Source organism: Rhodanobacter sp. GW835-FHT13D09, assembly GCF_058793995.1.
Genome location: NZ_JBXAGL010000003.1, coordinates 338,932 through 354,570 on the forward strand (window position 1 = coordinate 338,932; position 15,639 = coordinate 354,570).

14 protein-coding genes and 4 tRNA genes are annotated in these 15,639 nt (G+C 66.7%); 11 read left to right on the top strand and 7 right to left on the bottom strand.

Translation table 11 applies throughout. The features are described from left to right. Nucleotides 1-212: 212 nt before the first annotated feature. From AC1Q5A_RS07040 to dnaQ, 3 genes are read left to right on the top strand one after another with little or no spacing between them, the layout of a single operon-like run. Nucleotides 213-899 (top strand): class I SAM-dependent methyltransferase, encoded by a 687-nt coding sequence (locus AC1Q5A_RS07040; protein WP_492699619.1) that lies wholly within the window; start codon nucleotides 213-215, stop codon nucleotides 897-899. Between the two features lie 29 nt (nucleotides 900-928). Next, nucleotides 929-1,372, top strand: a complete 444-nt coding sequence (rnhA, locus tag AC1Q5A_RS07045) for a ribonuclease HI (RefSeq protein WP_492699621.1) — start codon at nucleotides 929-931, stop codon at nucleotides 1,370-1,372. Beyond that, nucleotides 1,369-2,079: a DNA polymerase III subunit epsilon gene (gene dnaQ, locus AC1Q5A_RS07050; protein WP_492699623.1), complete on the top strand. Its 711-nt coding sequence runs from the start codon at nucleotides 1,369-1,371 to the stop codon at nucleotides 2,077-2,079. Before rnhA ends, dnaQ begins: the two co-directional genes overlap by 4 nt. 16 nt (nucleotides 2,080-2,095) lie before the next feature. Here the strand turns inward: dnaQ and AC1Q5A_RS07055 are convergent, their stop codons facing one another. From AC1Q5A_RS07055 to ppsA, 3 genes are all read right to left on the bottom strand, one after another. Then, nucleotides 2,096-2,797, bottom strand: a complete 702-nt coding sequence (locus tag AC1Q5A_RS07055; RefSeq protein WP_492699625.1) for a PP2C family protein-serine/threonine phosphatase — start codon at nucleotides 2,795-2,797, stop codon at nucleotides 2,096-2,098. A 232-nt stretch (nucleotides 2,798-3,029) separates the two neighbouring features. Then, nucleotides 3,030-3,119: transfer RNA gene (locus AC1Q5A_RS07060), tRNA-Ser, on the bottom strand. A gap of 100 nt (nucleotides 3,120-3,219) precedes the next feature. Continuing rightward, on the bottom strand, nucleotides 3,220-5,631 hold the full coding sequence (ppsA, locus tag AC1Q5A_RS07065) for a phosphoenolpyruvate synthase (RefSeq protein ID WP_492699627.1): 2,412 nt from the start codon (nucleotides 5,629-5,631) through the stop codon (nucleotides 3,220-3,222). Nucleotides 5,632-5,862: 231 nt separating this feature from the next. On the opposite strand from ppsA, the gene ppsR reads away from it, so the two are divergent. Together ppsR and AC1Q5A_RS07075 are read left to right on the top strand one after the other, a co-directional pair. Continuing rightward, nucleotides 5,863-6,678 carry a posphoenolpyruvate synthetase regulatory kinase/phosphorylase PpsR gene (gene ppsR / locus AC1Q5A_RS07070; RefSeq protein ID WP_492699629.1) on the top strand — a complete coding sequence of 272 codons (816 nt, stop codon included), beginning with the start codon at nucleotides 5,863-5,865 and terminating at the stop codon, nucleotides 6,676-6,678. 28 nt (nucleotides 6,679-6,706) lie between these two features. Continuing rightward, complete coding sequence (locus tag AC1Q5A_RS07075) at nucleotides 6,707-7,165, top strand: DUF1249 domain-containing protein (protein ID WP_492699631.1); 459 nt, start codon at nucleotides 6,707-6,709, stop codon at nucleotides 7,163-7,165. A gap of 45 nt (nucleotides 7,166-7,210) precedes the next feature. Here the strand turns inward: AC1Q5A_RS07075 and AC1Q5A_RS07080 are convergent. The 3 genes from AC1Q5A_RS07080 to AC1Q5A_RS07090 all read right to left on the bottom strand — a co-directional run bounded on the left by AC1Q5A_RS07080 (nucleotide 7,211) and on the right by AC1Q5A_RS07090 (nucleotide 7,475). Beyond that, nucleotides 7,211-7,287: transfer RNA gene (locus AC1Q5A_RS07080), tRNA-Asp, on the bottom strand. A 28-nt stretch (nucleotides 7,288-7,315) separates the two neighbouring features. Continuing rightward, a tRNA-Glu gene (locus tag AC1Q5A_RS07085) sits at nucleotides 7,316-7,391 on the bottom strand. A gap of 8 nt (nucleotides 7,392-7,399) precedes the next feature. Next, nucleotides 7,400-7,475: transfer RNA gene (locus tag AC1Q5A_RS07090), tRNA-Ala, on the bottom strand. 169 nt (nucleotides 7,476-7,644) lie between these two features. On the opposite strand from AC1Q5A_RS07090, the gene AC1Q5A_RS07095 reads away from it, so the two are divergent. The 5 genes from AC1Q5A_RS07095 to AC1Q5A_RS07115 all read left to right on the top strand — a co-directional run bounded on the left by AC1Q5A_RS07095 (nucleotide 7,645) and on the right by AC1Q5A_RS07115 (nucleotide 12,652). Continuing rightward, on the top strand, nucleotides 7,645-9,417 hold the full coding sequence (locus AC1Q5A_RS07095) for a cation:proton antiporter (protein WP_492699632.1): 1,773 nt from the start codon (nucleotides 7,645-7,647) through the stop codon (nucleotides 9,415-9,417). Nucleotides 9,418-9,573: 156 nt separating this feature from the next. Further along, nucleotides 9,574-10,320: an FKBP-type peptidyl-prolyl cis-trans isomerase N-terminal domain-containing protein gene (locus AC1Q5A_RS07100; protein WP_492699634.1), complete on the top strand. Its 747-nt coding sequence runs from the start codon at nucleotides 9,574-9,576 to the stop codon at nucleotides 10,318-10,320. Nucleotides 10,321-10,467: 147 nt separating this feature from the next. After that, complete coding sequence (locus tag AC1Q5A_RS07105; protein WP_492699636.1) at nucleotides 10,468-11,811, top strand: UDP-glucose dehydrogenase family protein; 1,344 nt, start codon at nucleotides 10,468-10,470, stop codon at nucleotides 11,809-11,811. Next, nucleotides 11,808-12,032, top strand: a complete 225-nt coding sequence (locus AC1Q5A_RS07110; RefSeq protein WP_492699637.1) for a SlyX family protein — start codon at nucleotides 11,808-11,810, stop codon at nucleotides 12,030-12,032. Before AC1Q5A_RS07105 ends, AC1Q5A_RS07110 begins: the two co-directional genes overlap by 4 nt. A 56-nt stretch (nucleotides 12,033-12,088) precedes the next feature. Then, nucleotides 12,089-12,652, top strand: a complete 564-nt coding sequence (locus AC1Q5A_RS07115; RefSeq protein WP_492699638.1) for a DUF2058 domain-containing protein — start codon at nucleotides 12,089-12,091, stop codon at nucleotides 12,650-12,652. 97 nt (nucleotides 12,653-12,749) lie between these two features. Here AC1Q5A_RS07115 and AC1Q5A_RS07120 read toward each other — a convergent pair whose 3' ends face one another. Then, a complete protein-coding gene (locus tag AC1Q5A_RS07120; protein WP_492699639.1) occupies nucleotides 12,750-14,810 on the bottom strand; it encodes a 3-hydroxyacyl-CoA dehydrogenase NAD-binding domain-containing protein in 2,061 nt (686 codons plus the stop codon). A 305-nt stretch (nucleotides 14,811-15,115) separates the two neighbouring features. Here AC1Q5A_RS07120 and AC1Q5A_RS07125 point away from each other — a divergent pair, with 305 nt between their 5' ends. Next, a complete protein-coding gene (locus AC1Q5A_RS07125) occupies nucleotides 15,116-15,610 on the top strand; it encodes a hypothetical protein (RefSeq protein WP_492699641.1) in 495 nt (164 codons plus the stop codon). Nucleotides 15,611-15,639 lie beyond the last annotated feature (29 nt).

Below are 15,639 nucleotides of genomic sequence, written 5' to 3' on the forward strand. Positions count from 1 at the left end.
CGGGATGCCGGTTCCGGGGTCAACGACAGACGCAGCCGTCCTGGGCGCGCATGAGGCGGTCGACTATAAGGTGGTGCCGTGGCTGGCTCGTTAGAAGAACGTTAACCAACCGTGCAGCCATTCAGCGGCGTGCGACAGTTCCGTTCCGCCTGCGACCTGCTGCCGCATCCCGCCAGCCGCTACACTCTCGCTACAGACGAAAGGCCGGTTGCATGCATCATCGCGATGACGACATCTACGCCAGTGCGCCCTTGCGTCGGTTGCTGGATGAACAGCGGCGCGCATTGATGCCGGAACTGCAGCGCTGCTATGGCACGCATGCGCTGCTGCTGGGCGCGTTCGCCGACGACCTGCCGCCAGCGTTGCCGATGCTCGGTTGCTGGACCGCACTGCAGCTGGCACATGGCCGTTACCGTGGCGACCTGCTGGCGGCGGCGGACGAGCCGCTGCCGTTCGTCGACGACGCGTTCGAGCTGATCTTGCTGCGGCACGCACTGGAGCAGGCGCCCGATGCATCGGCCATGTTCGACGAGGCGGTCCGCGTGCTGGCGCCAGGCGGTGTGCTGGTGCTGACCGGCGTGCATCCGGTCGGCGGCTGGTCGCCCTGGTTCCATTGGCGCACGCGCGGTAGCCGGTTCGCCCTGCAGATGCCGTGGCGTCTCGGGCACTGGCTGCGACAGGCCGGGTTGGAGGTCGAACAGGTGCAGCGGGTGGGCCGCATGTGGCCGGGTCTCGCAGCACACACGGCGGCCCCGGTCAGTCCCTGGGGCGGTGGCTATGTGCTGATGGCGCGCAAGCGGCGTCGCATGGCCACGCCGTTGCGGATCAGGCCGGTGCCGGTGGCCGTGCCGGCCGGCAACCGGTTGTCGCCGGGCACCCGACGCAGTTCGGCGGTGTGATTTTCCATGGAATACCTGGATAACGATGAATGAGTGAAGTGGAAGCGTTTACCGATGGCGCCTGCCTGGGCAATCCAGGTCCGGGCGGTTGGGCCGCACTGTTGCGTGCGATGGGCAGCGAGCGCATGGTATCCGGCGGTGAGCCGGCCACCACCAACAACCGCATGGAGCTGATGGCGGCGATCGGCGCGCTCGAGGCATTGAAACGGCCGTGCCGGGTGACCCTCACCACCGACTCGCGCTACGTGATGCAGGGCATCGAGCAATGGATGCCGAAATGGCGTGCTAACGGCTGGCGTACCGCCGACAGGAAGCCGGTGAAGAACCAGGATCTATGGCAGCGCCTGTCCGATGCAGTCGGCGCCCACCAGGTGCGCTGGCAGTGGGTGAAGGGCCACAACGGCCATATCGAGAACGAACGGGTCGACCAGGCCGCGCGCGATCAGGCCGAGCTGATGAAGGGCAGGGCATGAGGCAGATCGTTCTCGATACCGAAACCACCGGCCTGGAAGTGCGCCAGGGCCATCGACTGGTGGAAGTCGCCTGCGTCGAACTGGTCGAGCGCAGGCTCACCGGCCGGCACTACCAGACCTATCTGAACCCGGATCGGGCGATCGACGAAGGTGCCCGCCTGGTGACCGGTATCGAGGATGAGTTCCTGCTCGACAAGCCGCGCTTTGCCGAGGTGGCGGAGGAGTTCCTGGCCTTCATCGACGGCGCGGAACTGATCATCCACAACGCCAGCTTCGACATCGGCTTCCTCGATGCCGAACTGGCGCGACTGGGCAAGGACGCAGGCCGGATCGGCGACCGCTGCAGCGTGCTGGATACCCTGGCCATGGCGCGTGAGCGCTATCCCGGCCAGCGCAACAGCCTCGACGCGCTGTGCAAGCGGCTCGGCGTGGACAACTCGCGGCGCGACCTGCATGGTGGCCTGATCGACGCCCAGTTGCTGGCCGACGTTTACCTGGCGATGACCTCGGGGCAGGTGGCCTTCGACCTCGGCTTCGAAAGGGCGGCCGAGCAGCGCGACGTGGTAGTGACGGCACCTGTGGTGCTGCATGCCCGGCCGCGGGTGCTGCGTGCCTCGGCGGACGAGTTGGCAGCGCACGAGCAACGTCTGGACGCGCTGGACAAGAGCAGTGCGGATGGGCAGAGCGCGTGGCGGCGACTGGGTTGAGCGCGCAGCGCCAGGCTCAGCGGGAACGCACGATCAGCACGGTGATGTTGTCGTCGCCGCCACCGTCGAGCGCGTCCAGCAGCAACTGGTCCACGCATTCCTGAGCAGCCAGCTCGGAGCGTGCGATCGTGCGCGCGATTGTCGTGTCATTGACGTTTTCGGTGAGCCCGTCGCTGCATAGCAGGAAGGTCGTACCTGGCTCCAGCTGGCCGCGGGCCATGCCGATGTGCAACTGTTCGGCAGTGGTCACGCCGAGCGCCTGGGTCAGCACGTTGCGCTGGGGATGCTGCGATGCCTGTGCCGGGTCGAGCCGGCCGGCCTCGACCAGCGCCTGTACCAGCGAGTGGTCGTGGCTGATCTGCCGCAAGCCCTGTTTCCACAGGTAGATCCGGCTGTCACCGACCCAGGCGACTTCGTAGCCGCCGTCGCTCGTCCGCAGCGCGGCAATCGTGGTGCCCATCGGCAGCACGTCGATGCTGTGCCGGCTCTGTGCCAGCAGCCGCCCGGCGGCGGCGTGTATCGCTTCGATCAGGCTCTGTCCGCGGCCGACCAGCTCGACCACGGTGTCGCGCACCAGGGCCGATGCGACTTCGCCGTGCTGGTGCCCGCCCATGCCGTCCGCGACCAGAAACAGGCCGAGCGAGGCGTCGGCGTAGTAGGTGTCCTCATTGCGCGTTCGACGCAGGCCGACGTGGGTGCCGTGTCCGAGTTCGATCATGGGAGGCCGGGCAGGATGGATGTGGGAGAGCATGACGGATGTTGGAGGCGGGTGCAAAAGCACCCACGCAAGAAGCAGCCGTGACACGTGCGCACCGCGCAGCCGCTGCGGCCGCTCAATCCGTATCAAAGGGGTGACTGATCAGCCGGTAATTTTACTGGTATTTTTACGGTTGCAGCAAAAGAGCCTGAAAATGAAAAGACCTCGCATCGCTGCGAGGCCTTGGTACTACTGGCGGAGAGGGTGGGATTCGAACCCACGGTACGCTTACACGTACGCCTGATTTCGAGTCAGGTACATTCGACCACTCTGCCACCTCTCCGAAGGGGTGCGCGTGGCCCGCGCGAGCCGGCAAGTCTACGCGGTGCTTCCGGTCATGACAAGCAGGGCGGACGCCTGCCTGTCGCGACCGGATGGATGGCTCAGCCGGCCTTCTTCTTGGCCAGCCGCAGCCAGGTGTCGACCACGGTGTCGGGATTGAGCGAAACCGACTCGATGCCCTGGTCCATCAGCCACTCGGCCAGGTCGGGATGGTCGCTGGGGCCTTGGCCGCAGATGCCGACGTACTTGCCCTTGGCGCGGGCGGTCTTGATCACCATGGCAAGCAGTTTCTTCACCGCCGGATCGCGTTCGTCGAACAGACCGGCGACGATGGAGGAGTCGCGGTCCAGGCCCAGGGTGAGCTGGGTGAGGTCGTTCGAGCCGATCGAGAAGCCATCGAAGATCTCGAGGAATTCGTCGGCGAGCAGGGCGTTCGACGGCACCTCGCACATCATGATGACCTTGAGCCCGTGCTCGCCCTGCTTCAGGCCGTTCTTCGCCAGCACCTCGACTACCTTGCGGCCTTCGCCCAGGGTGCGCACGAAGGGGATCATCACCCACACGTTGTCCAGGCCCATCACTTCGCGCACGCGCTTGACCGCCTGGCACTCCAGACCGAACGCCTCGGCGAAACTCGGGTCGACGTAACGGCTGGCGCCACGGAAGCCGATCATCGGGTTCTCTTCGTGTGGCTCGTAGCGCGAGCCGCCGATCAGGCCGGCGTACTCGTTCGACTTGAAATCGGACAGGCGCACGATCACCGGCTTCGGATAGACCGAGGCGGCGATGGTGGCGATGCCTTCGGCGAGGCGGTCGACGTAGAACGACACCGGGTCGGCGTAGCCGGCCATGCGTTCGTCGATGCGGGCCTTGGTCTCGGCGTCCTGCTTTGCATATTCCAGCAGTGCCTTCGGGTGCACGCCGATGTGGCTGGCGATGATCATCTCCAGGCGGGCCAGGCCGATGCCGGCGTTCGGCAGCATGCCGAAGTCAAATGCGCGCTCGGGGTTGGCCACGTTCATCATGATCTTCAGCGGCGCCTCGGGCATTGCGCCGAGGTCGGCGGTGATCCGCTCGAACTTCAGCCGGCCCTCGTAGATCGTGCCGGTGTCGCCTTCGGCGCAGGACACGGTGACCTCGGTGCCATCCGGGATCAGCTCCAGCGCGTTGCCGGTGCCGACCACGGCCGGCACGCCCAGCTCGCGCGCGATGATCGCCGCATGGCAGGTACGGCCGCCGCGGTTGGTGACGATCGCCGAGGCGCGCTTCATCACCGGCTCCCAGTCGGGGTCGGTCATGTCGGCCACCAGCACGTCGCCGGGTTGCACCTTGTTCATGTCGGCCAGCGAACGGATCACGCGTGCCTTGCCGGCGCCGATTTTCTGGCCGATGGAGCGGCCTTCGGCCAGCACCTTGCCTTTTTCGCCGAGGTGGAAGCGCTCGAGCTGGGTGGCATGCGCGCGCGACTTCACCGTTTCCGGGCGTGCCTGCACGATGTACAGCTTGCCGGTGTGGCCATCCTTCGCCCACTCGATGTCCATCGGGCGGCCATAGTGCTGCTCGATGACCAGTGCCTGCTTCGCCAGCTCCTGCACGTCCGCATCGCTGATGCAGAAGCGGTCGCGCAGTTCGGCCGGAGTGTCTTCGGTTCTCACCCGCTCGCCCGGCGCGTTGGAATAGACCATGCGCAACTGCTTGGCGCCGAGGCTGCGGCGGAGCAGGGCGGGCTTGCCGGCCTTCAGCGTGGGCTTGAACACGTAGAACTCGTCCGGGTTGACCGCGCCCTGCACGACCATCTCGCCGAGGCCGTAGCTGCCGGTGACGAACACCACGTCGCGGAAGCCTGACTCGGTGTCCAGCGTGAACAGCACGCCAGCGGCGCCCACGTCCGAGCGCACCATCAGCTGCACGCCGGCGGAGAGGAATACATCCTCGTGCTTGAAGCCCTGGTGCACGCGGTAGGCGATGGCGCGGTCGTTGTACAGCGAGGCGAAGACTTCCTTCACCTTGTGCAGCACGTCGTCGATGCCGACCACGTTGAGGAAGGTTTCCTGCTGGCCGGCGAAGCTGGCGTCGGGCAGATCTTCGGCAGTTGCGGAGGAGCGCACCGCCACGGCGATGTCGGGATACTTCTGCGATCGTCCCTGATCGCCGGACTCTTCAACAGGAGCCGCGTCCTTGCACAGCCTGGCGTAGGCCTCGCGGATCGCCTGTTCGAGCTCGGCGGGCAGGGCGGTGTCGACGATCCAGCCACGGATTTCCTTGCCGGCCGCCACCAGGGTGTCGACGTCGTCGACGTCGAGCGTGGCCAGCCGGTCCTGGATGCGCTTGGCCAGTCCGCTCTTTTCCAGGTACTGCTGGAAAGCGCTGGCGGTAGTAGCGAAGCCTCCGGGCACGGAGACACCGAGTTTGGCCAGGTTGCCGATCATCTCGCCGAGCGAGGCATTCTTGCCGCCGACCTTGCCAAGGTCGGTCATGCGCAGTTGGTCGAGCCAAAGCACCAGGTCGTTCAAGGGTGTCTCCTCAGGGAAGCTCTGTGGGTAGTGGAATGGGCGACAAGCAAAGGCCCGGAGCGGGATGCAAAGGACTGGTATTGTCCGCTGCGGATGGTGCGGAGCACAAGAAGACCATTCGAGGCCGATGTCATTCCAACCGCATACCAGTCAGCCGGGAGTCAATCGGCGACAGCTTTTCGCGCTTGCGCTAAGGTGCCGCCAAACGCCATGACGCGACCAGGACGCGGTATGTATCGAACGATTTTTTTCATCTCGGACTCTACCGGCATCACTGCGGAGACGATCGGCAACAGCATCCTCGCGCAGTTCGAGGGCATGCAGTTCGACAAGCACCGGCTGCCGTTCACCGACAACACGCACAAGGCGGAGACGGCCGCGTTGCGGATCAAGACCAACTACGCGCAGACCGGGCAGCGGCCGATCGTGGTCAATACCATGGCCGACCGTGCGCTGTGCGAGATCGTCGCCGCCAGCGGCGCGCTGATGCTGGACGTATTCGCGCCGTTCATCGGTCCGCTGGAGGATGAGTTGGGGACCAGGCGCACCGGCCTGGTGAATCGCTCGCACGGCCTGGTAGATTTCGACAAGTACGAAGCGCGCATCAATGCCACCAACTACGCTCTCACGCACGATGACGGCATCGATGTGAACTACGCCGAGGCCGACCTGATCCTGGTCGGCGTGTCGCGCTCGGGCAAGACGCCGACCTGCCTCTACATGGCCTTGCATTACGGCGTCAGCGCCGCCAACTATCCGCTGACCGACGAGGACCTCGAGAAACTCGAACTGCCGTCGCGCCTGCGCCCGTACCGGGATCGCCTGTACGGCCTGACCATCGACCCGCAGCGGCTGGCGCAGATCCGCGAGCAGCGGCGTGCGGGCAGTCGCTACGCGACCTTGCAGCAGTGCCGCTGGGAACTGGATCAGGCCGACCGGCTGATGCGCCAGGCCGGCATTCCCAGCCTCAACACCACACACGTGTCGATCGAGGAAATCGCCAGCAAGATCTTCGACCGCTTCGGTATCGAGCGGACCATGTTCTGATTGCCGACCGGAGTTGCGCACACCCGCCATGAGTGCCGTACTGGACAACCGCCGCCGCCTGTTGCCGGGACGCTTCGAGTTCCTGATGGGCCTGTATGCAGAGAACTACCACCGCCTGGCACGCCTGTTCGCACCGCAACAGCTGGCGCCGGGGCACTACGTCTCGGTGGTGGACGACGGACTCGACGTGCACCTGCATGTGCAGGAATGCCATCCGTACACGCTGGAGCTGGAGCTCACCTATGGCTTCGTCGATGCGCATACCGGGCAGCGCGCGCCGTCGGCGCAGTTGCGCATGTACACCGACGCGCACGTGGCCGAGGCCCTGCATTGCCATCCGGGCCGGCACCTGTGGCAGGTGCTGGGACCCTTCCCGCCGGCGCATAGCGTGTTCCAGCATCGCCTGCGCATGAACGGGTTCCTGTCGCGCTGGCTGGAGTACCTGGCCGAGCAGGGGCATTCCGTCGGCACGCTGGAGCACAGGTAAACCACAGCAAAAAGCCCGCACCAGGCGGGCTTCTTGTCTGAATAGTGGCGGAGTGGACGGGACTCGAACCCGCGACCTCCGGCGTGACAGGCCAGCATTCTAACCGACTGAACTACCACTCCGCATTTCATCCAGCGTTGCGAGCCAACTTGGCGTCCCCACGGGGATTCGAACCCCGGTCGCCACCGTGAAAGGGTGATGTCCTAGGCCTCTAGACGATGGGGACGGATAAGTTGGTGGAGCCAGGCGGGATCGAACCGCCGACCTCCTGCATGCCATGCAGGCGCTCTCCCAGCTGAGCTATGGCCCCGCCGCTGGAAGCCCGAAAGAATAGGTCCGAGCCGGATATCCGTCAAGCTTTTTTTCTGCGCCGATTGCAGGGGCGTCGAAGGTCTTCCGCGACAACCGCCATTCGTGCGGCGGATGCCGACGGCGGTTCGTTTAAGCTGCAGCGAGACGCAGCCGGAAGGGTTGGGCAGATGCACGAGATCGGCTTCATCAGGGACCTTGCCGTGGTGATGCTGGTGGCCGGCGCCACCACGATCGTGTTCCAGCGGCTGCGCCAGCCGGTGCTGCTCGGCTACATCCTCGCCGGCGTGCTGATCGGGCCGCATACGCCCGGCATGCTGGTGGCCGACCCGCGTGCCATCGACGACATCTCCAACCTGGGCGTGGTGCTGCTGATGTTCACGCTGGGCCTCGAGTTCAGTGTGCGCAAGCTGCGCGAGGTCGGCATCGGCGTACTGGCGGTGGCCGTGGGCGAGGTCGGCCTGATGCTGTGGGTCGGCATCGGGGTCGGCCAGCTGTTCGGCTGGAAGGGCATGGATGCGTTGTTCCTTGGCGCGATCATCTCGTTGTCGTCGACCATGGTGGCCACCCGCACCCTGGTCGAGAACGGCCAGCAACAGCAGTCGTTCGCAAAATCGGTGGTGGGTCTGCTGGTGGCCGAGGATCTGCTGGCCATCGTCATGTTGACCCTGCTCACGGCCATCGCGATCGGTGGCTCGACGCTGGCCGAAACCGCGTTCACGCTGATTGGCCATCTTGGGTTGTTCGTGGTCGTGGCGATGATTCTCGGCCTGCTGCTGTTGCCGCGGCTGGTGGATTACGTGGCCGGTTTCGGGCGCGGCGAAACCTTGCTGGTCAGCGTCCTCGGCATCTGTTTCGGGGCCAGCCTGCTGGCGGCCTGGATGGGTTTCAGCATGGCGCTGGGCGCGTTCCTCGCCGGAGCGGTGGTGGCCGAGTCGCGCAGCGTGGGCCGCGTGCTGCCACTGGTGGAGCCGCTGCGCGACATGTTCGCCGCGCTGTTCTTCGTGGCGATCGGCCTGAAGATCGATCCCGCGATGCTGTGGCAGTACGCGCTGCCGGCGCTGGCGATCGCAGCGCTGGTGATCGTCGGCAAGACGCTGGCGTGCGGCCTGGGCGTTTTCCTGGTCGGGCATGAGGCGCGCACGTCGTTCCGCGCGGGCCTCAGCATGGCGCAGATCGGCGAGTTCTCGTTCGTGATCGCCACGCTGGGCCTCTCGCTCGGCGTGATCAGCGATTTCCTCTATCCGATCGCCGTGGCGGTCTCGGTGGTGTGCATGGCGGCTTCGCCGTATCTGAACCGCTCGGCCGACAGGCTGGCCGACCGCCTGCGCCGGATCACTCCGCGTTCGGTGCGGCTGCTGGCGGCCAGTTACAGCGGCTGGCTGGAAAATCTGATGCCGGTCAACGAGAACAGTGCATTGGCCGCGGTCTTCCGGCGACTGTTGTGGCATATCGCGGTCAACGTGCTGCTGGTGGTGACGCTGTTCGTGATCGGCGCCTATCTCAACGCGCACAACTGGAGCTGGTTCACCCGGTTCGGCATCGACCGCGACCTGCGCCATACGCTGATATGGGCCTGTGCGTTGTTCCTTTCGCTGCCGATGCTGATTGCGGTTTACCGCAAGGCGGAGGCGCTCGGCATGTTGCTGGCCGAGATCGGCATACGCGAGCGGTTGGCTGGTTCGTACACACAAGGTATCCGCAACGTGCTGGCGCGGGTGATTCCGCTGGCGACCCTGCTGGCGCTGGGCTTGCTGGTGAGTGCGCTCGGCTCGGCCATCCTGCCGCCGCGCGGCATCGCAGTCACCCTGGTGGTGCTCGGGGTGGTGCTGGCCGTGGTGTCGTGGCGGGGCCTGGTGCGGATCCATGCGCGGTTGCAGGCGGCGCTGAAGGAAACCCTGGAGAAACCGGAACCTCCCCCAGGCGGTTCCGGGCCAACGTGAACCTTCCCGGGCAGGGCGCTGAACCTTTGCCGCCATTCATGGTCGTAGCCCAAGATCGTTGCCAAGTCCCGGCAAGCGCCGCACAATGCGGGGCCTGCCTCCATCGGGGAGGCCCGGTCGGCAACGCCGGCATATCCATACTTGAGGGAGTTACGAATGAAGCACTTTCTGCGTCCCACGCTGACAGCGGTCGCGATGGCCGTTGCGCTGGGCATGACGGCAGGCGTCGCCGCCCAGACCGCCGGCGCCGCTGGCACGGTTGACAAGGCCAAGGCCAGCTACGTTGTGGGTTGGGAGATTGCTTCCCAGGTTCCGCCGATCATGCGCGACGAACTGGATCCGACCGCGGTGGCGAATGCGGTGAAGGCGGCTCTGTCCGGCCAGAAGCCGACCATGAGCGAGACCGAGGCCAAGCAGGTGCATGACGCCTTCATGGCCAAGATCCAGGCCAAGTACCAGGCCGAGATGACCAAGCTCGCCGCCAAGAACAAAGCCGAGGGCGATGCCTTCCTGGCCAAGAACAAGACCGCTGCGGGTGTGAAGACCACGGCGTCGGGCCTGCAGTACCAGGTGCTCAGCCAGGGCACGGGCGCCCGCCCGGGTCCGAACGACACGGTCGAGATCAACTACACCGGCAGCTTCGTCGACGGCCAGGTGTTCGACGCCTCCGCCAAGCACAACCCGCCGGGTGCCGCCAAGATCCCGCTGGCCGGCGTGATTCCGGGCTTCCGCGAGGGCCTGCAACTGATGCAGGTGGGTGGCCACTACAAGCTGTTCATCCCGGCCGCGCTGGCCTATGGCGCCGAGCCGCAGCCGCCGATGCCGCCGAATGCCACGCTGATCTTCGACGTCAGCCTGGTCAAGACCGGCCCGACGCCGGCCGGCGCTCCGGCCGAGAAGTAATCCACCAGCGCCGATTCAGGGCCATGGCGGAACGAAAGGGCGCGAAGCGATTCGCGCCCTTTCGCATTTTTGCCGCGGGCGGCGGCGTGCGGCAGCTCTGCGCGGCTACAATAGGCAGTTGACGCCCAGAGAATCGCCACCACGATGATGAAAGTCACCATTTTCGGCACCGGCTATGTCGGCCTGGTCACGGGCGCCTGCCTGGCAGAGATGGGCAACCACGTGCTTTGTGTCGACATCGACGTCGCCAAGGTCGAGCGCCTGCGGCGCGGCGAGATTCCCATCTACGAGCCCGGGCTGGAAGCCATCGTGCGGCGCAACCATGCCGGCGGTCGGCTGGATTTCACCACCGAGGCGGCACCGGCGATCGCGCACGGCGAACTGATCTTCATCGCCGTCGGCACCCCGCCGGACGAGGACGGCAGCGCCGACCTGAAGTACGTGCTGGCGGTGGCCGCAAGCATCGGCAGGCACCTGGACCGCTACGCCGTGGTGGTGAACAAGTCGACCGTGCCGGTGGGTACCGCCGATCGCGTGCACGAGGCCGTCGCGGCCGAGCTGGCTGCGCGCGGGGTCGACGTCGGGTTCGATGTGGTCTCCAATCCCGAGTTCCTCAAGGAAGGCGCGGCGGTAGACGATTGCATGCGGCCCGACCGGATTGTCGTGGGCGCCTCCAGCGAACGCGCGGTGGCGCTGTTGCGCAAGCTGTACGCGCCATTCAACCGCAACCACGATCGCATGGTGGTGATGGACGAGCGCTCGGCCGAACTGACTAAGTATGCCGCCAACGCGATGCTGGCGACCAAGATCAGCTTCATGAACGAGATCGCGAATATCGCCGAGCGGGTCGGCGCCGACGTGGAGCTGGTGCGCCAGGGCATCGGCTCGGATCCGCGCATCGGCTACCACTTCATCTATCCGGGCGCCGGCTACGGCGGCTCGTGTTTTCCCAAGGACGTGCAGGCGCTGGAGCGCACCGCGCATGCCCACGGCTACGATGCGCGGCTGCTGGGTGCGGTCGAGGCGGTCAACCGGCGGCAGAAGGACAAGTTGTTCGAACTGGTCTCGCGGCACTTCGGCGGCCGCCTGGCGGGCAGGACGGTCGCGCTGTGGGGCCTGGCGTTCAAGCCGAACACCGACGACATGCGCGAGGCGCCCAGCCGCCAGTTGATGGAGGCATTGTGGCAGGCCGGCGCGAAAGTGCGGGCGTTCGACCCTGAGGCGGGCGAGGAAGCGCAGCGCCTGTACGGCCGGCGCGACGACCTGGTGTTGTGCGAGCAGGCGATGGACGCCGTGCACGGTGCCGACGTGCTGGCCGTGGTCACCGAGTGGAAGGCGTTCCGCAGCCCGGATTTCGCCGCCATCCGCGCCGCGCTGGCGGAGCCGGCGCTGTTCGACGGGCGCAATCTGTACGATCCGGCCGTGGTGGAGGAGGCGGGGCTGGCCTACTACGGCATCGGCCGAGGCCGCAGCCTGCGGTTGCCGCGATGAACCACGCGAACGACGCGCTCGCGCGGCGGCTGGACGACATGGAGGTCAGGCTGACCTTCATCGACGAGGCGGTGCAGGCGCTGACCACGGCCGATGCCGACCAGTCGCAGCGGATCGCCGCGCTCGAGCGCGCCCTGCGCGATCTGCGCGGCGAGATGGCCTCGCTGCGCACCGCGCAGGCGGACGACCCGCACGACGAGCCACCGCCGCCGCATTATTGACCCGACCCTGTTGCCTGCCCGACCGATCCCTGTCCCACCGATTACGGAATACCCGCATGGCCGACTCCCTGCGCGATCAGCTGCTCAAGAGCGGCATCGTCAAACAGGTCCAGCAGAACCGGGCGCACGAACCGAAACGTGCGCCGCCGCCGTCAGGCAAGCCGGCGCGCAAGGGCGGCAAGCCGTCCGCCCCGGACCAGCGGAAGAGCCAGCAGGATATCGACCTGGCCAAGGCCTATGCGTTGCGCTCGCAGACCGAGGCGCGCGAGCGCAGGCGGGTCGAGCAGGAGGCGGCCGAACAGGCCAGGCTGCGCCGCGAGCGCAAGCAGAAGATCCAGCAGTTGCTCGACGGCAAGGCGCTGAACAAGGCCGAGGCCGACCAGCCACGCCATTTCGAATACGGCGGCAAGATCCGCCGCGTGCATGTGGACGCCGAGCAGATGGCGGCGCTCAATACCGGCAGGCTCGGCGTGGTGCAGCAGGGTGGCCGCTACCTGCTGGTCAGCCGCGGGATCGCCGAGCAGGTGCGTGACATCGATGCGCATCTGGTGGCGCTGCTGATTGACCCGGATGCCGCCGGCGTGGGCGACGATGGTGTGCCCGACGACCTGATGTGGTGATGCCGGAGCAGGCAGCGGGCACTACCCGCCGCATGCGTGTTGCTGACGGCAACGTCGCCGTGGAGCAGGAGCCGGCGAGCGCTGCCGGCCCCATGTTTCAGCGATCCGTCGTTTGTGCCATGGCCGCAAGTTCCCAGCCGCTCTTCGGCTTGAAACGGTCGCCGTAGCGCCGGGCCAGCTGTTCGAGCCTGGCCTTGAGCTTGTCCACGCCTTCGCTGCGTGCGTACTGGATCGGGCCGCCGCGGAACGGGGCGAAGCCGGTGCCGAAGATCACCCCGGCGTCGAGCAGGTCGGCGTCGTCGACCACACCGTCGGCGAGGCAGGCGACCGCCTCGTTGACCATCGACAGGATCATGCGCTCCTGCACGTCGGGCGGCGTCACGTACTCCTTGTCGACCTCGGGCTTCAACGGCTTGCCCTCCTGCCATACGTACAGGCCCTGACCGTCCTTCTTGCCGCGCTTGCCCGCCTCGAGCCTGGTGTCCAGCCCCGGCGGCAGCTCCAGCCCCAGGAACGGCGCCAGCTCCCGGCCGACCGAGGCGCAGACGTCGAGGCCGACGGTGTCGGCCAGCTCGATCGGACCCATCGGCATGCCGAATTTCTTCGCCTCGCGATCCAGCACCGGGCCCGGCACGCCTTCGCTGTAGAGCAGCATCGCTTCCAGCAGGTAGGGCATCAGGATGCGGTTGACCAGGAAGCCGGGCGTGCCCTTGACCGCCACCGGCAGCTTGCCGATCGCCTTGCAGAACGCCAGCGCGCGCTTCTCCACGCCGGGATCGAGCCGGTCGTGGCGCACCACCTCGACCAGCGGCATCTGCGCCACCGGATTGAAGAAGTGCAGGCCGAGGAAGCGCTGCGGCGTCTTCAGGTTCTTGCGAAGTTCGTCCAGCGGGATGCTGGAGGTATTGCTGGCGAGAATGCCGTCGGTCTGGAATTGCGATTCGATGCCGGCGTACAACGCCTCTTTCGCCTCCGCGTTCTCGTAGATCGCCTCGATCGCCAGGTCCGCCGAAGCCACGCCGGCGCCGCCGACGTCGGCGCGCAGGCGGCGCATCGCCGCCTCGACCTTCTCCGGCGCCTTCAGCTTCTTGTCATACAGCGCCCGGGCGCGATCCAGCGCAGGCTGGATGAACTTCATCTCGCGGTCCTGCAGGGTCACTTCGAAGCCCTTGAACGCGGCCCACGCGGCAATGTCGCCGCCCATCACGCCGGCGCCCACCACGTGTACGTGCCTGATGCCGTGCTCGACGCCGCCGCCCTGGCCCTTCAGTCGTTCCTGCAGGAGGAAGATGCGGATCAGGTTGTGCGCAGTCGGCGTCTTCGCCAGCTTCGCCACCGAGCGCGCCTCGATCTTCAGCCGCTGCTGGATGTTCGAGCCGCCGCGCTTCCACACGTCGATCAGCGCGAACGGGGCCGGGTAGTGCTCCTTGCGCACCTTGGCGGAGGTCTGCCCCAGCATCATCGGCGCCAGGATCTGCCGCACCAGCCAGGTGTTGCTGGCCCAGGCCTTGGCCCGCCGTGCGAACGGGCGCGCCGCGGCGTGGCGAAGCAGCAGCCGCGCCTCGACCAGCAACTCCTCGGGACGGGCCAGCCGGTCGACCACGCCCAGGCCCAGCGCGCGTTTCGCCGACAGCGACTTGCCGGTCAGCATCAGCGGCAGCGCCTCGGTGGCGCCGATCAGGCGCGGCAGGCGCGCGGTGCCGCCCCAGCCGGGATGGATCCCCAGCATCACTTCGGGCAGCGCGATGCGGGTCTTGTCGTCGTCGGCGGCGATCCGCTGGCGACAGGCCAGGATCAGCTCGGTGCCGCCGCCCATGCAGGCGCCGTGCACGGCGGCCACCGAGGGGCAGGGCAGCCGCGCCAGCGCCTCGTAGACGCGCTGGCCGTGCTCGATGTTCTCCAGCACGGTGTCATGCTTGGCGTACTCGACGAATTCCTTGATGTCGGCACCCACGGCAAATCCCGAAGGCTTGGCCGAATGGATGATGACGCCGGCGGGCTTCTCGATCGCCAGCCGCTCGACGATCTGTTCGAGTTCGTCCAGCACCGAGCGGGAGATGGCGTTGACACTGCTGCCGGCGCGGTCGAGGGTCAGCGTGACGATGCCGTCATCGCCTTCGCTGGTCTTCCAGTGTTTGAAGCGCAGTCCTTCGAACATGGGCGTACAGGCGTGGTGGGGGAGGTTTGAACCATACCGTTCCGCAGCCTTGATTGCGAGATGTGACGCAAGCGCTTGACCGCTGCGGCAGCGCCGGTGTGAAATCGGGCCGTCATCGGAAAAATCCCCGGCCACGGCTGTCGGCAGGGCGTCAGGATCATGTGACAGGGCTGGATAGTGGAGCGTTTCGCCATGCCTCGATCAGCCTTGCTGCAACCGGGCCTCGCCTGGCCATCCCCGCCGCCGATCGCCGGCGGATCGGCTTCACCACCGCATTACCGCCGAAACCGCAGGACGGGGACGTAATGACCTTCGCAATGGCCTCCGCCCCGCCGCAAGCCGGCACCGAGATTTTCGAGCGGATCGTGGCTGCCCCCAGCGGCCTCGTCGTGCTGGACAGCAATGATGTCCACGCCATGATCGACCAGTTCCGCGCGCTTGCCCGGCATACCGGACAGGCGGTGTACCTGTGGCAGCCGGATACCGGCCTGAGCAGTCTGCGCGACGCGCAGGTGCGGGTGCCGGACTGCCAGCGGCTGGGCAACGCGCTGCGCTACATGCAGCAGAGCATGCATTTCGGGGTGTATTTCCTGCTCGGGCTCGAGCTTCCCCTGTCGGCGATGGATGCCACCTTGCTGCGCCAGCTGGCCCGTGCGCCCAAGGGATACCTGCGCCGCGTCGTGCTGATCGACGCGCCGGTGGCGCTGGTCGAGCATCTGGGGGAGCTGGCCGTACATCTCGGCAGCGAGGACAGCAAGCCACGGCGCCTGCGCCTGCGCGACGGCCGCTGGCTGGTCTGAGATGATGAACAGGCTCTGAGGCGCGCACG

Bases quoted from the DNA above. Each gene is read 5' to 3' on its own strand.
- dnaQ (WP_492699623.1), top strand. From the start codon at position 1,369: ATGAGGCAGATCGTTCTCGATACCGAAACCACCGGCCTGGAAGTGCGC.
- AC1Q5A_RS07105 (WP_492699636.1), top strand. From the start codon at position 10,468: ATGAAAGTCACCATTTTCGGCACCGGCTATGTCGGCCTGGTCACGGGC.
- rnhA (WP_492699621.1), top strand. From the start codon at position 929: ATGAGTGAAGTGGAAGCGTTTACCGATGGCGCCTGCCTGGGCAATCCA.
- AC1Q5A_RS07055 (WP_492699625.1), bottom strand. From the start codon at position 2,797: ATGATCGAACTCGGACACGGCACCCACGTCGGCCTGCGTCGAACGCGC.
- AC1Q5A_RS07075 (WP_492699631.1), top strand. From the start codon at position 6,707: ATGAGTGCCGTACTGGACAACCGCCGCCGCCTGTTGCCGGGACGCTTC.
- ppsR (WP_492699629.1), top strand. From the start codon at position 5,863: ATGTATCGAACGATTTTTTTCATCTCGGACTCTACCGGCATCACTGCG.
- AC1Q5A_RS07100 (WP_492699634.1), top strand. From the start codon at position 9,574: ATGAAGCACTTTCTGCGTCCCACGCTGACAGCGGTCGCGATGGCCGTT.
- AC1Q5A_RS07110 (WP_492699637.1), top strand. From the start codon at position 11,808: ATGAACCACGCGAACGACGCGCTCGCGCGGCGGCTGGACGACATGGAG.
- AC1Q5A_RS07095 (WP_492699632.1), top strand. From the start codon at position 7,645: ATGCACGAGATCGGCTTCATCAGGGACCTTGCCGTGGTGATGCTGGTG.
- AC1Q5A_RS07040 (WP_492699619.1), top strand. From the start codon at position 213: ATGCATCATCGCGATGACGACATCTACGCCAGTGCGCCCTTGCGTCGG.
- AC1Q5A_RS07125 (WP_492699641.1), top strand. From the start codon at position 15,116: ATGACCTTCGCAATGGCCTCCGCCCCGCCGCAAGCCGGCACCGAGATT.
- AC1Q5A_RS07115 (WP_492699638.1), top strand. From the start codon at position 12,089: ATGGCCGACTCCCTGCGCGATCAGCTGCTCAAGAGCGGCATCGTCAAA.
- AC1Q5A_RS07120 (WP_492699639.1), bottom strand. From the start codon at position 14,810: ATGTTCGAAGGACTGCGCTTCAAACACTGGAAGACCAGCGAAGGCGAT.